The sequence below is a fragment of the Streptomyces sp. 5K101 genome (assembly GCF_046506645.1).
GTDB lineage: Bacteria > Actinomycetota > Actinomycetes > Streptomycetales > Streptomycetaceae > Streptomyces.
Map to the genome: position 1 here is coordinate 1 of NZ_JBKFFO010000046.1, position 12971 is coordinate 12971.

The following is a 12971-nucleotide window of genomic DNA, read 5'->3' on the forward strand; positions in this document are numbered from 1 at the left end:
GGCCACAGCGTTCACCGACGCCCTCACGGCCATCACCGCACTGCCACGACACGGCTGACCCCACTGCCACCGTCCCTACGACCAGGAACCCGGAGAGGCCGGCAGACCGGCAGGTTCCGCACGCCCTTATCCCACCCAGCACAACGGCAGCCAGCAACACCGGACTACAGCCCACAACAACATCACCGACCGGTGAGCCGGGCTAAGGCAGTGTCTGGAGGAAAGGAAGTTCCTCCGGCATTGTTGGAGCAGTGTCGCCGTGACGCATAGAGCCAGCCGGGCAGGTAATGCCTCGCCGTAGACCCCGGCGCGCGGTCCCAGTGCTCGTGGTGGTGGCTGGGCGGGTGTCGAGGGGATGCTCACGCGCTATTTGGTCGAGAGAGATCCAGCGCGTCTCGACACCTCCACGGCCGCCACCACCTTGATGCTGGCGGGCTCGCGGTCGCCGATCGGATGCCTCAGCGCAACGCGGCCACGACGCCCCTGAAGAGAGTGGCACCGACCGGCGTCCCGAGCCCGCCAGTACTTGTCATCTGATCACTCGTTGGTGTTGGTGGTGCGAGCCCATCGCACGGTGACCTCTCGATACGCCCGAGTAACTCTGAGCTCCGGCAAGAGACCGAGGCCCGTGGGGTGAGCTGGTGCCACGAACGGCTACTGAGGTGGCGGACCGGGCCAATGCGGCCGAGTCCTGGGATTAGGTCGCTGCGTGGCTCCGCACGAGCTCGTGACCAGCACAAACACAAGTGCAGCACCGGGAGGGACCTTGATCTATTGCGGCATCGACTGGGCGGAGAAAACGCACGACGTCGCCCTCGTCGACGACACCGGCCAGCTCCTGGCCAAGCGTCACATCACTGACGACGCCACCGGCTACAAGATCCTGCTGGATCTGCTTGCCGAGTACGGCGACACCGAGGACACCCCGATCCCGGTCGCGATCGAGACCTCCCGCGGACTGCTCGTCGCGGTCCTGCGGACGGGCAAGCGCAAGGTGTTCGCGATCAACCCGATGGCCGCCGCCCGCTACCGCGACCGCCACTCGGTCTCGCGCAAGAAGTCCGACCCCGGCGACGCCCTCGTCCTGGCAAACATTCTCCGCACCGACATGCACGCCCACAGGCCTCTTCCGAACGACAGCGATCTCGGCCGCGCAATCGCCGTCCTCGCCCGAGCCCAGCAGGACGCCACCTGGAACCGCCAGCAGATCGCCAACCAGCTCCGTTCCCTGCTCCGCGAGTACTATCCAGCCGCCCTGGATGCTTTCGCGATGTGGACCAACGGTCTGTGCCGGCCTGAGGCTCGCGAGCTTCTCCGGCTCGCACCAACGCCCTCCCGCGCTGGGCGGCTTACTCGCACCCAGCTTCAGGCCGCTCTCAAACGGGCTGGTCGCAAACGCGGCATCGCAGCCGACGCCGACCGGCTACGCGGGGTCTTCCGCGACGACTACGCCCACCAGCCGCCCCTGGTCGAGGTTGCACTCGGCAAGCAGATGCTCGCCCTTCTCCTCCAGCTGGAGGCCGCCTGCTCCGCCGCCGACCAGCTCGCCGAGGCGGTGGAGGAGGCGTTCCCTCAGCATCCGGACGCTGAGATCATCCTCAGCTTCCCCGGCCTCGGCACCCAGCTCGGTGCCCGGGTGCTCGCCGAGATCGGAGACGACCGGCAACGGTTTGCCGACGCCCGCGGCCTCAAGGCATACGCCGGCTCCTCGCCCATCACCAGAGCGTCAGGCAAGAAGTCGTCCATCACCCGACGCTGGGTGAAGAACGACCGCCTCAACCACGCCGGCTACCTCTGGGCCTTCTCCGCGATCACCGCCTCACCCGGCGCCAAGGCCCACTACCACCGCCGTCGAGACGACCACGGAGACTGGCACGCCGCCGCCCAGAGGAACCTCTTCAACCGCATGATCGGCCAGCTCTACCACTGCCTCCAGCACGGTGAACGGTTCGACGAACTGGCCGCCTTCCCCTCACCGCCTTCGGCAACCGAGACAGCTGCCGCCTGACCTGCGGCATCGCGCCTTGCTCAGGTCGCCCACAGCGGTCGATCATTCGCAGATGAGACCCGAAGTTCAGACGTTCGTCGCCGACGGCCCCCTCCCCGACTGGGACGCCGACGAGGAGGACATCGACCGGCGAGTCAAACAACTCGAAGCCATATCCGCACCCGTCACACGGAACGAGGCGCAGGCCCTGGCTGCCTGCTTCGGCCCCGACGACTGCTACGGCGTCGCCTGGTCGCTGCTGCACCTGATCGAGACCAGCCCAGGCCCGGTGCCGGCGGTCGCACCACCCGGACCCGATGCCGATGACTGGCACCACACGCTCTGGAACCGCTGGGGAAACCACGGGCTCACCGACGAGGACTTGACTCGTTAGAGCCCTGAGGTGTCTGGATAGCCCCGTTCACCGGGCTGAGCCCTCGCCTGTTCGGCAAGCTGGTGACCGTACTGCGGCGCGAGGGTGCTGATGCGGTCCGCAAGGGCCGGCCGTGGAGCCTCCCGCTGGAGGACCGGGCTCTACTGATCGCGGCATACTGGCGCACGAACTTGACGATGCGCCAGCTCGCCCCGCTATTCGGGGTATCCAAGTCGGCAGCGGACCGCATCATCCACCACCTCGGGCCGATGCTCGCGCTCCAACCCCGCAAGCGGTTCGCCAAGGACGCCGTGCTCATCGTGGACGGCACCCTGGTGCCGACCCGGGATCACGCGGTGGCGGAGCAGTCCAAGAACTACCGGTACTCGACCAACCACCAGGTCGTCATCGACGCCGACACCCGCCTGATCGTCGTGGTCGGCCAGCCCCTGCCCGGCAACCGCAACGACTGCAAGGCATGGGAGGAATCCGGCGCCAAATCCGCCGTCGGCAGAACACTCACGATCGCCGACGGCGGCTATCCCGGCACCGGGCTCGTCATGCCCCACCGCCGGCGCAAGGGCGAAGACCTTCCGGACTGGAAGGAAGCACAGAACAAGTCCCACAAGCAGGTCCGCGCCCGCGTCGAGCACGTCTTCGCCCGCATGAAGACCTGGAAGATCCTCCGCGACTGCCGCCTCAAAGGAGACGGAGTCCACCACGCCATGCTGGGCATCGCCCGGATGCACAACCTCACCCTCGCCGGATAGACGAGCGGCCCGTACGACTGCCAACAACTCCCGAGGCAGCTCGGAGATCAATTACGGGACAGCTCTTAGGCCCGCCCCGCGGACGCTCGTTTGTCACTGGGAAACCGTGACACCCGGGAAGTCGCCGGCTCATAGCCGGGCGCCGCCAGCGAAACGCCCGCCCCTCACCGAGGGGCGGGCGTCGTGCTGTCCTACATGGCTTCCTGCTGCCGCTCCTTCGCCTCGCGGATGTCGCGCACGCTGGCGGTGAGGGTGCCGTCCTGCTGCTCGTAATGGGAGAGCGCCAAGCCGAGGCCGAAGAACGTGGGCGCCCATTCGCCGACGAAGATGCCCCACCTGTCGGCGCGGTCGAGGCCGGCGCCGGGTTCGGCTTTGAGGGACGTGGCCCAGGTGAAGATGGAGAGGCCGATGGACATGAAGGCTGCGGTGTAGGCGTGCTCACTGCGCAGGCCCTTATCGTGCAGCATCTTGATCATCACGTGTCTCCCTGGAGTGTGGGGTCAGGGCACTTTCACCAGCGTCACCCGGCTGGCGGACACTCGCATCTGGAAGCCGCAGCGGGGGACGCCTTGCGCGTATGCCTCCAATCAGCGCCGGTCGTAGGACGGCTCCGAAGCCGTGATCACACCAGACACCGCGAGATCATTTCACTCGTCACCGGGCGCCCGCTCACGGCAGTTCTGGGCGGTCACACCGAACCTTGAGCGGCGCTCCTCACAGGCCCCGGTGGCCTGAGTCAGTCGAAGAGGGCAACGAGTCCATTCACCCAGATCGCGAGGAACACAAGGGCCGCCACCAGACAGCCGACGCCCGCCAGCACACCGCCGACCGTCCACGGCTCGGATGGCGCCTCGTACTCCCCTTCCAGGTCGTCACGGTAGGAGGCGGGGTCGTCCCAGTCGACGGGGTGCCCCAGCTCCTTGGCGCAGGCGGTTCGCACCGCGATCAGCTGCCCCTCCGCGAAGGCGGTGGCGGCCTCCGCCTCGGGGCCGTGCCAGGCGAGGGCCTTCATCCGCCACCCGGGAGACCCGTACCGCGCCTCGAAGGCGGCGGTCTCGTCGGCGTTGCGGTCCTCTTCGAGGTACATCCAGCGTCCAGCCTCGGCGGCGTCGCCGTAGAGCCAGTACACCTCGGCCAGACGACGGCGGAGCGTCAGGTCGTGCGGGAAGGACGAGATGAGACCGCGCAGGCGCTGGCGCGCGACGGGAACCCGGCCGGCGGCCAGGTCTGCATCGATTCGGGCAAGGGTCTCTCTCAGGGGCATGGACGCATGATCGGGTACCGCGCTGACCTACGTCGACCTGGTTTTGTCGCTCAGGACTCGCTCGCTCTTAACGGCATCGGCTGAACCTCACTGAGACGGGACACCGCCAGTTACGGGACAGCCCTTAGAGCCGGCCTAGTGGTCCCGTCGGCCGGGCGCACCGAGCCGGCCTGCCGACAGGACGAGTACGACCGCCAGCAGGACGACGGGCAGCAGCGGCGCCGCCGTTCGCGCCGTGCCGACGACGAGGGCGCCGAGCGCGGCCCCGGCCGGGATCGCCGCGAGCAGGGCGACCCTGTTCCACTCCGGTCGGCGGTGCGCCAGGACGTCGGTGAGCAGAGTCGTGAGCAGCCCCGTCATGTACGTGGTGGAGATGCCCGGCGGCGCGGCGGCCCGGATCGTCGCGCTCTGGCAGCCCATCGCCAGGGCGGCGGCGCCCAGGAGAACGGCGCGGAGGGGCGCGGGAGGACTGCCGTCCACCGTGAGCCAGCCCACCAGGACCCCGCACAGCAGCAGCAACTCGCCGGCGAGCAGCGTTCGCACGCCCGACCGGTTCGCGCGTACACAACGCTCGCAGTACCGGGCGCCCGCCAGCACACCGGCGATGTAACCGGCGAGCGCGACGACGGAGTTCCCCGCCAGGTCGGGGTCGGACCCCCCGATCGCGATCCCGACCAGGGCGAGGTTGGCCGTCATCACACTGACGAAGACTCCCCCCAGGGCGAGGAAGCTGATCGCGTTCAGCACCCCCGTCACCAGCGTCAGCATCAGGAACAGAGCCCGGGACCGCGGACTTTCCGGCCTCGCCGGTGATGACGCGGACGTCTCCATCCGGGTACCTCCCTGGAATTCGCACGTGCCGCGCGGGTACGGGATCCGGCTGCCCTCCCCCGGCTCCGGCGCGTGTCGACGGTCAGCCTAGGGACGATCCACGCGGAGCCGGGGGAGGGCGCATGGGCTGCCCGGAGGATTCCGGGCGGGCGAACAGCGGGCGGGACCGGCCCGGAGCGTCGTTTCGCCCGCTGGCGTTCGGGACCGAGCACAGTGCCTGTCGCTCCTGTCCCCGCGCGGTACCTTTGCCGGACTCACCGGGATACCTGCCCGGCCGGAGGCGGAAAGCAAGTTGGCCAACATCCCCCGGACCGGATGGCCGGGGAGCAGTACGAGGAACCTGCCGGCCATGGCGGGCAGGAGCGGGAGCACGATGTTCTTGCGGACACGCCAGAACAGGTCCGCACCCGTGCCCGAGGCAGCCCTCCACAACTCGAAACCGGTGATGCCGCGGTCGGCCATCAGCAGCATCCCCGGCTCAAGCCGGGCAAGCAGGGCCGGGAACGAGTTGCTGTTCGTGGACCGACAAGGGACCGACCTGCGCGGCGAACACCGCATGCGCTGCGCATTCCACCATAGGGTGGCAACTCTCACCTGCGGATAGGCACTGGCTGCTGACCGCGCCCCGAACCGGGACGACCGAAGAACAGGCTGCCTACCCTGGACGGCGGCGCCGGGTGAAGGCCAACCGTTTTTCCTACTGTTCCAGCTCGCCATCGAGCTAACCGCCGCGGTCCTCGCCCCACCCTCGGCATCGACATCACCGTCGCCGTCAAGTGGCAGCGAGCCGCTGCTGACCGGGGAGGACCTATAGGCCGGCGGCTGGTGCCACGGATGCCGGTCGATCCCCGTGTGCGGGGGCCCTCACGTACAGGAAGCTGCAGAGGGAGAACGTCCCCTCGTCCCCGCGCAGCCCATCGGGTGAGGCGGCCGGGTCGTACCGGTGGACGAGGCTGTCGGCCACCAGCTCCCTGTCCATGGCGTCCAGTGTCGACAGCCAGCGACCGTCCTCGGGGGAGAGGAAGCCGACGTCCGGCATCAGCAGAAGCGAGGCGTCCAGGACCTCGCTGCCGTAATGCTGGACGAACGCCTCCCGGCGGGTGCTGTAGCCGCGGTCCAACACCTGGTGGAGGATTGCGTCGCGTACGGCCGTCCACCGGGCGACGTCGGCCGGTCGCGCCAGCTCTGCGGCCAGTCGGATGCCGCGGTCGAACGCGGACCAGCACATCAGGCGGCTGTGGGTGAAGTCCTTGCGCCCGCCACGCGTTTCCCAGATGCCCTCGTCGGGGCGGTCCCACGTGCCCGCGAGCCAGTCGAGCAGCGTGCTCAGATTCTGCCAGCCGTCGTATCCGGCCAGCTGTGCCGCATCGTGTGCCTGGCTGAGTGCGAAGACCACCTCGCCGTAGATGTCCATCTGCAACTGGTCGGCGGCGCCGTTGCCGAGCCGCACCGGGGCGGAACCCCGGTAGCCCTCCAGATGACCGAGGGTCTCCTCGGCCAGGTGCGGGTCGCCGTCCACCCGGTACATGATCTGCAGGGGCTCACCCGTGGCGGTCCCGCCGGCGCGCACTCGGACGCCGAGCCAGCGACGGAAGTCGTCGGCCTCCTCGTCGAAACCGAGGTCCAGCAGCGCCTTTACGGACAGGGACGCGTCACGGACCAGGTGTAGCGGTAGTCCCAGTTGCGTTCTCCGCCCAGCTGCTCCGGCAAGCCCATGGTCACCGCCGCGACGGGTGCACCGGTGGGTGCGTACGTCATCAGCTTGAGCGTGATCGCGGACCGATTGACCGTCTGCTGCCAGCGCCCGCGGTACCGGCTGCGCCGCAGCCAGCGGTGCCAGTAGTCGTACGTAGCACGGAACTCCTGCCAGACGCCCGGCTCGGTGAGCGGTGGAGGCGACTTCGCGCCGCGCTCGGACACGGTCAGTACGGCCGCGGCCCGCTGTCCCTCGTGGAGCACCACGTCGGCCCGCGCGTCCTGCCCGTCGCGTTCCAGGTGCACCGGCCCCGCGACATGGAGGAAGGCGGTGTTGTCCGGTCCGCCGAAGCGGGCGACGCCCGGCTTCAGCTCGAGGCAGTGCTCCGCGCGCCCGTAGTCGAACCTGGGACGGCACGCCAGCCGAAAGCCGATGGTGCCCCGGGTGGCGCGCATGACGCGGACGATGCGGTGCCGGTCCGCGGGGACTTCGGCTTCGCCCAGGGGCATGAAGTCGACGACTTCACCGACGCCCTCGTTCGTCATGAACCGGGTGACCAGGACGGCGGTGTCCGCCAGGTACAGCTGCCGGGTGGTGGCACCGGTCGCCTGCGGGGTGATTGCAAAGTGGCCGCCGCGGTCATGGTCCAGCAGCGCCGCGAACATGCTGGGGGAGTCGAAGCGTGGCGCGCAGAACCAGTCGAGCACGCCTTCGGATGTGACCAGGGCGGCGTGCGCAGATCCCCGATGAGCCCGTGGTCCGCGATCGGTGGATAACGACGCATGGCGGCCCCTTCGCCTGTCACCCGTTCACCACGCTACGGCGCGACGGCTCGGCGGGCATGCCGCCGTGGTCGGGCGAAGCCCCACCGGCTCCTCCGCGAGGCCTTCGGCTCAGGCGCACTCCAGCACGCCGCTCGCTGCACACCACACGCCGAGCGCCCGGTGGGCCGTTCCCAGGGGCTTCGTACGGCTGCCGCCCGGGGCCCGCCCACACGGCCGTGCCGCTCACCGTGTCGTCCGTCGCCTTGCCCGGAGGTGCCGGGCAAGCGGCAGCCGCCTTCACTGTCCGTAGTCCGGTGTTGCTTTTCAGGAGTTCGCACGACGGCTCACGGACCGCGGCGGTGATCGCGCCCCCCGGTCGTCGGGACCGCCGTCCTCGGCGCGATCACCATGGTCCCGCGATGCTGGCAGTCGTCGGACGGCGGATCGACAGACTCCGGGTGCGCAGGCCCATCGCCGAGACAGACGCCGAACCCGGCGAGGAGGCCCACGGCACCTGACGCCGCTATGCCAGCGCGTGGCCCGGCCGCGACCCGCCCGCATGCCGCGGCGTTCCGATGTGTGACTGCGCGGGCTGGGGGAGGGTGACGTTCACACGTGCTTGACGGCGACCTTGGCGGCCACGATCAACAGGCCGAGTACGAGGTTGACGGCCGCGGCCGTCAGCACCACACGACGAGAGGCGCCGGCCAGGACCACTGCGGCGCTGGCCCAGGCAACCTGCTGGACCACAGCGACGCCGAGCGCCAGCCAGGCGGCCGCTTCGAGCCCCATGCCGAGAAGCGGACTGATCGCGACAGCGGTGGCGGGCGCGACGGCGGCCTGTGCGATGGGCCATTCGTGGGCGCAGACGTGGCGGACTTCCCGCCAGCTCGCCGGTGTGTGGAGGAACCGGTCGCCGACGAGTGCGCAGTAGGAATGCGCGGCCCAGAACACCACTCCCGTGCACAGCAGGAGCAGCACCAGCTGCAGGCGCGGGTACGGTCCCGGCGTGCTGGCTCCGGCGATGACCGAGGCGGACAGCAGCGAGCCGTACACGGCACCCGTGTACGGCGTCCTGTCCGTTGCGGGCGGCTGCCCGGCGTCCGGTTCCTGCCCCGCGGGGTGCCGTGTCATCCGTCTATGATCGCCAAGTAGGCCTGCAACGCCGTGCCGTACTCGCGGCAGTCGGCACAAGGTGAGGAAAAGCAGACACGCACGGGCGTACCGCAGTCCGGCGCGCTGCTGCCGCGGGTGACCATTTCGTCGTCCGACTGTGGCCGGCGCTTGTGTACGCCTCGCCCGCCAGCAACCGCAGCGCACGTGAGGGGTCGGTCGCCAGCTTCTGGCCCTGGGCGGTCGCGGTCCTCGCCCCGACCGCGGCCGGGCTGAGGAGACCACCGGGCAAGGGCCGCGCCGGATGCCGGGCAGCGCCACCGCGATCGCCCCCGGTTCTCACCGGGGGGCGGGCCCGTCCGGCCGGCTCCCTCCCCGGGACAGCATCTGCTCCAGGCGGTCGAAGCGTTCGTGCAGCTCGCGGACGCTGTCCTCGCTCAGGCGGCGCGCGGCCTGTTCGGCCGTTCGGGCCAGGTGCCGGCGCCGCTCGGTCTCCCGGCCGACGAACCACGTCGCCAGGGCGGCGGTGACCATGCCGTAGGTGGTGATGCCGACGACCATCACCGCCGCGCCGACGACCCGGCCCCACAACGTCACCGGATAGAAATCCCCGTAGCCGACCGTGGTCGCCGTCTCGACCGACCACCACAGCGCCCTCGGGTACGTCGTCAGATTCGCGCCGACAGCGCCGCGTTCGGCGACGACGACGGCCCACGAGCCGGCCAGCATGGTGAGTCCCAGCCCGAACGTCGCGCCGCCGGCAGCCTTCGCGTGCAGCGAGTGGCCTTCCCGGCGGAGCAGGAAACCGATCGCCCTGACCATGAATGCGGGCTGCATGTTCCCTCCTCGGGAGCTCGGACGGCTACGGCGGATGTCGGCGGTCAACGCCCGCGCGGGCAGGCCCGGCAGCCGATCCTGCAGGCCTGGTCCTTGAGGCGTCCCGGCATGGTCCCAGTGTCGGCGGGACTCCGCGCGCGGGCGCTGCGATCAGCGCATTGGAGTGGCGCGGCCCCCTGAGCCTGTTTCTTCGAAGGCCGTCCGCCTCGGCAACTCCTCACCGGTCCCGGCGGGAGGCTGAGGCCCTGGTCGCGCATCATGACGGATGTGACCGTCGCCAGTGTCGATACCGGACCGCGCCGGCGGCACCGGCGGGCTGACAGCGATGGATGGCCAGGGCGGGACGGCGCTGGCGTGGCAGCCGGTCGCCGGCGCGACGAGTACACCGTCTTCCGGCAGCAGCAGGGGCAGACCGACACCGGTGGCAGCCACCCGGTGGTCCAGCTGGCCACGGTGGCCTCGGCCTCCTGGATGGACACCACCGGCGCTGAGCGGACGGACTACACCTACGCCGTCTCCGCCACCGAAGCGACGGGCAACACCTCGGCGACGCGGACCACAGTCTCCGCCACGCGCGGCGACTACGCGCCCGCGGCGGCGACGGGCGTGACGGCCCGTTTCGAGCGGCAACGGCATCGTCGTGCGCTGGACCCGCTCGACGAGCGACGACGTCGTCCACTACCGCCTGTACCGCTTCGGCTCCCTGTACACGGAGGTCTGGGGCAGCACCTACACGGACATGTGGGTCGACCACGGCAGTACGTACACCTACACGGTGACCGCCGTGGACGAGGCGGGTAACGAGTCCCTTGTGTCCGCCTCCGGGTCCGCCACGACCGACGGCGACCTGGACGCCCCGGCGCGCCCGTCGACTTTCTCCGCGCGGACGACGAGAGCGTGAACTGGGTCGAAGTACCGAACTCGGCGCTCCCACAGCGAGCTGAAGCACCCACGACCAAGGCGCACGTGACCGAGGCCGCCGCAACGCCGATGTGGATCCGGGCCCAGTCGTAGTAGCGCGGACCCTTCGCGCCGCTTCCGGCGCTGCGTCGCTGCCAGGCCGTGGCGGGCAGGCGGTGGGCGAGGACATCGGCGCGGATGGCGGTGCGGCCGGAGTTGATCCGGACCCGGGTGGAGCAGGCGACGGCCATCACGTAGCCGATGCCGTGTGTCTCCAGGGCAGTCCGCAGGTGAGGGTCCTGGCCGTAGGCTTCGTCGCCGGTCACCCAGGAGGCGGCGATGCCGGCGTCCAGCGCGGCGGCGATCATCTGCTCGGCCAGGCGGGGCTTGGTCGCGAACTGCACCGTCTCGGGTACCCCGGCCGCATGGCGGCGCTCGGCATCGGTGCACCAGGAGTGCTCGGGCAGATAGAGCCGGCGGTCGATCAGGGCCCGTCCCCGACTGGTGGCGTAGGCAAGGAACACGCCGACCTGGGAGTTCTCGATGCGTCCTGCGGTGCCGGTGTACTGCCGCTGCACTCCCGCCGAGGCGCCGCCCTTCTTCACAAAGCCCGTCTCGTCCACGATCAGCACCGCGCCGTTGGTGCCGAGGTGGTCGACGGCATAGGCGCGCACGTCGTCACGGACGGCATCGGCGTCCCAGCGTGCGTAGCGCAGCAGGCGCTGCATCGGCCCTGGCCGGACGTGACCGGCCTGCTCGGCCAGCTGCCAGCAGTTCTTGCGCTCGACACCCGACAACAGCCCGAGCAGATAGGCACGGGCGTTGGCCCGTGGCTCAACTCGGCCGAACCGTCCCGCGATCCGGGCCATGGCCTGGTTGAACATCGCCCGCCAGCGGGCAGGGTCTACGCTATGGCCTGCGGCCACCGCACGATCTTCAGGAGTCCACACAACCCCCGATGATCACGCGGTGGCCGTACCCGTTCCCAGCCGGGCCCACCGCCAGATCGCGAAACCAGACTGGAGTACTAGCCGGCACTCTCGTCGTCGCGACTGCGCCGCCTTCCCGCAGCTGGCGCCCCACCCCGACGTCCGCTAGCGACGCACGAGCGCGGCGGCTGGCCAGCCCCGAACAGGTGGCGCTGTTCGTCTCCCTCACCGGCATCGGCTTCGCCATCGGTGCCCTGAACGTCTGGGCCGTCGCTGTGGCCGAGCAGCATGGACAAGACATGCTGTCTGGCCTGTTGCCCGCCGCGTTCTCGACCGGCAGCTTCCTCGGCGGCCTCATCTACGGACGGCGCACCTGGCCCAGTTCCACCACGCGCCAACTCATCGCCAGCACAGCCGCATTCCTAGCCGGGTGGCTGCCGCTGCTCGCCCTCCCGGGGCCGTACACGGCCACCGCCGTGGTCATCCTGCCCGGCGCGTTCCTCACCGTCGTCGTCGCCTGCGCCTACGCGACCACCGACGCCCTCACCCCCACGGGCCGCACCAGCGAGGCGTATGCGTGGCTGATCCTCTCCATCGGCGCCGGGCAAGCCGCTGGCACCGCACTTGCCGGACGCCTCGCCGACCACGCCCTCGCCAGCGCCGCGCTCCCCGCCGCCGGAGCCGCCTTCACCCTCGCCGTCCTGCTTCTGGCCCGCCTCGGGCCGTGCCTCCGCCGGACCCGGGCGGCACCGCCTCCGACGCGCCTGAGCCGGCGGTCCCCAACTCGCGCCGATCAAAGTCTTTAAGGAGATCCATCCGTGGCTGTACGTACGAAGTGGACCGTCAAGCACACCTGCGGTGACGAGGTTGTTGGGCGACGCTGGAAATGCCGACGGGGCGGGCACTGAGGGTGCCGACGAGTGAGGACAAGATCGCCCCGCTGGGGTCGTCCCAGCGGGGCGGTCGTCGGCGAGGTGTCGCGGTGGTCGGTAAGGTGTGGGTCTGTCAATCGAGCGGTGTAACCAGGGTGGTTGGGGTTACTGGCGAGCGGCGGAGAGGCGGCCGTCGCAGGTGATGTCGAAGGCGTTCAGGGCGGTCTTCCAGCGCATGGTCCAGCGGGCCTGGCCCAGCCCTTGCCTGTGGGGTCGAGCGACATGATGGCCATGTAGACGCACTTCAGGGCGGCGGTCTCGTTGGGGAAGTGGCCTCGCGCCTTGACCGCCCGCCGGATCCTGGCGTTCACCGATTCGATCGCGTTGGTGGTGCAGACGATGCGGCGGATCTCTGTGTCGAAGCGGAGGAACGGGGTGAACCACGGACGGCATGCCCGCTGCGACCCTGGCGGCAACCACGGGCGAGCCGACCGGCGTGGCGTTCCTTGGCCACACCGTCCCGTCGGTCATCGACCTCGACAAGAACCGCGGCCAGGTATCCCTTGCATGGCGCCTGTCCCGGCTCAACATCACCTTCAAAGCGACCATCCGACACGTCCGCACAGGCCTCACAC

At 69.9% G+C, this 12971-nt stretch carries 11 protein-coding genes and 3 pseudogenes; 6 read left to right on the forward strand and 8 right to left on the reverse strand.

Translation table 11 applies throughout. The features are described 5' to 3' along the window. Positions 1–766 precede the first annotated feature (766 nt). From ACLB9X_RS33905 to ACLB9X_RS33915, 3 genes are read left to right on the forward strand one after another with little or no spacing between them, the layout of a single operon-like run. Positions 767–2008, forward strand: a complete 1242-nt coding sequence (locus ACLB9X_RS33905; protein WP_410364265.1) for an IS110 family transposase — start codon at positions 767–769, stop codon at positions 2006–2008. 52 nt (positions 2009–2060) lie between these two features. Further along, positions 2061–2381, forward strand: a complete 321-nt coding sequence (locus ACLB9X_RS33910) for a hypothetical protein (RefSeq protein ID WP_410364266.1) — start codon at positions 2061–2063, stop codon at positions 2379–2381. A gap of 17 nt (positions 2382–2398) precedes the next feature. After that, positions 2399–3130 carry a transposase gene (locus ACLB9X_RS33915; protein ID WP_410364274.1) on the forward strand — a complete coding sequence of 244 codons (732 nt, stop codon included), beginning with the start codon at positions 2399–2401 and terminating at the stop codon, positions 3128–3130. 191 nt (positions 3131–3321) lie between these two features. On the opposite strand, the gene ACLB9X_RS33920 is transcribed toward ACLB9X_RS33915, so the two are convergent. The 6 genes and pseudogenes from ACLB9X_RS33920 to ACLB9X_RS33945 form a co-directional block, all read right to left on the reverse strand. Next, on the reverse strand, positions 3322–3606 hold the full coding sequence (locus tag ACLB9X_RS33920; RefSeq protein WP_410364267.1) for a hypothetical protein: 285 nt from the start codon (positions 3604–3606) through the stop codon (positions 3322–3324). Positions 3607–3866: 260 nt separating this feature from the next. Further along, complete coding sequence (locus tag ACLB9X_RS33925) at positions 3867–4394, reverse strand: DUF6584 family protein (RefSeq protein WP_410364268.1); 528 nt, start codon at positions 4392–4394, stop codon at positions 3867–3869. A gap of 135 nt (positions 4395–4529) precedes the next feature. Then, a complete protein-coding gene (locus ACLB9X_RS33930) occupies positions 4530–5162 on the reverse strand; it encodes a YoaK family protein (protein ID WP_410364269.1) in 633 nt (210 codons plus the stop codon). 904 nt (positions 5163–6066) lie between these two features. Then, a pseudogene (locus ACLB9X_RS33935) lies at positions 6067–7705 on the reverse strand (glycoside hydrolase family 15 protein); the annotation flags it as partial. Between the two features lie 589 nt (positions 7706–8294). Then, complete coding sequence (locus tag ACLB9X_RS33940) at positions 8295–8819, reverse strand: hypothetical protein (RefSeq protein WP_410364270.1); 525 nt, start codon at positions 8817–8819, stop codon at positions 8295–8297. Between the two features lie 318 nt (positions 8820–9137). Then, positions 9138–9635, reverse strand: coding sequence for a potassium channel family protein (locus tag ACLB9X_RS33945; RefSeq protein ID WP_410364271.1), 498 nt, complete (start codon positions 9633–9635; stop codon positions 9138–9140). Positions 9636–10275: 640 nt separating this feature from the next. On the opposite strand from ACLB9X_RS33945, the gene ACLB9X_RS33950 reads away from it, so the two are divergent. Continuing rightward, positions 10276–10536, forward strand: coding sequence for a hypothetical protein (locus tag ACLB9X_RS33950; protein ID WP_410364275.1), 261 nt, complete (start codon positions 10276–10278; stop codon positions 10534–10536). 103 nt (positions 10537–10639) lie between these two features. On the opposite strand, the pseudogene ACLB9X_RS33955 reads toward ACLB9X_RS33950, so the two are convergent. After that, a pseudogene (locus ACLB9X_RS33955) lies at positions 10640–11419 on the reverse strand (IS701 family transposase); the annotation flags it as partial. Positions 11420–11670: 251 nt separating this feature from the next. Here ACLB9X_RS33955 and ACLB9X_RS33960 point away from each other — a divergent pair. After that, on the forward strand, positions 11671–12270 hold the full coding sequence (locus tag ACLB9X_RS33960) for a hypothetical protein (protein WP_410364272.1): 600 nt from the start codon (positions 11671–11673) through the stop codon (positions 12268–12270). A 231-nt stretch (positions 12271–12501) separates the two neighbouring features. Here the strand turns inward: ACLB9X_RS33960 and ACLB9X_RS33965 are convergent. Next, a pseudogene (locus tag ACLB9X_RS33965) lies at positions 12502–12776 on the reverse strand (transposase); the annotation flags it as partial. Between the two features lie 11 nt (positions 12777–12787). Between ACLB9X_RS33965 and ACLB9X_RS33970 the strand changes: the two are divergent. Next, positions 12788–12971: hypothetical protein (locus ACLB9X_RS33970; protein WP_410364273.1), on the forward strand; the 184-nt coding region annotated here is incomplete at its 3' end.

Bases quoted from the DNA above. Each gene is read 5' to 3' on its own strand.
- ACLB9X_RS33945 (WP_410364271.1), bottom strand. From the start codon at position 9,635: ATGCAGCCCGCATTCATGGTCAGGGCGATCGGTTTCCTGCTCCGCCGG.
- ACLB9X_RS33930 (WP_410364269.1), bottom strand. From the start codon at position 5,162: ATGCTGACGCTGGTGACGGGGGTGCTGAACGCGATCAGCTTCCTCGCC.
- ACLB9X_RS33940 (WP_410364270.1), bottom strand. From the start codon at position 8,819: ATGACACGGCACCCCGCGGGGCAGGAACCGGACGCCGGGCAGCCGCCC.
- ACLB9X_RS33920 (WP_410364267.1), bottom strand. From the start codon at position 3,606: ATGATCAAGATGCTGCACGATAAGGGCCTGCGCAGTGAGCACGCCTAC.
- ACLB9X_RS33925 (WP_410364268.1), bottom strand. From the start codon at position 4,394: ATGCCCCTGAGAGAGACCCTTGCCCGAATCGATGCAGACCTGGCCGCC.
- ACLB9X_RS33910 (WP_410364266.1), top strand. From the start codon at position 2,061: ATGAGACCCGAAGTTCAGACGTTCGTCGCCGACGGCCCCCTCCCCGAC.